Genomic DNA, 683 nt, shown 5'->3' with positions numbered 1-683 from the left:
TCATAATAGCCATACCAGTTGGAGCCTGTTTCCTTATAGTTCGAGGTGAAATCTCCTTTTACTTCTACTGTTCCATTTCTTAAACAATCCCCCTTACTGCTTCCATATGTTTCACCTAACGTCAGATTCCCTTTCACAAGCAGTTTGTCTTCTGTATCCTGCATCTGCAGAAAGCCATTATTAAATTCCGCATTTCCTCCTACTTCCAGACTTCCCTGCTTAAAGGCAGCACCTCCTCCGTTCGCCATCAGATTTCCTTTAATAAGGTTATCACTGCCTGACACATTCATTGTTCTGACCGCTACATCTCCGGCAATTTCTACTCCTGCACCTCCCATGTCCAGTCTTTCTGCATCTATATTTCCGGTTGTTGCAAATTTATAACCGCCTGTATTTAATGTACCTGTTATCATCAGTTTTTCTGTATTCGTAAGCTGTGTGTCCTGATTGATCTTCACATTATAAATTGGTGTTGCAAAATTGATATCGTTATTCTGAAGCTCCAACTTATCACTAAATCCATTTACTTGACTCGCCTCTTTAAAGCTGATCTTCTGCGTCTTCTCTCCTGAAAATATTGTCTTATGCGTATTCGTTTCATAATAGCCATACCAGTTGGAGCCTGTTTCCTTATAGTTCGAGGTGAAATCTCCTTTTACTTCTACTGTTCCATTTGTTAAACA

At 39.8% G+C, this 683-nt stretch carries 1 protein-coding gene; it reads right to left on the bottom strand.

Annotated elements, in window-relative coordinates:
• Positions 1–683, bottom strand: a 683-nt coding sequence (locus DXC04_RS15355) for a hypothetical protein (protein ID WP_330426492.1), incomplete at both ends; no start/stop codon positions are given.

It is taken from the genome of Dorea sp. OM07-5 (assembly GCF_003481355.1).
Lineage (GTDB): Bacteria > Bacillota > Clostridia > Lachnospirales > Lachnospiraceae > Dorea_D > Dorea_D hominis.
This window is presented reverse-complemented; position numbering and strand designations above follow the sequence as displayed.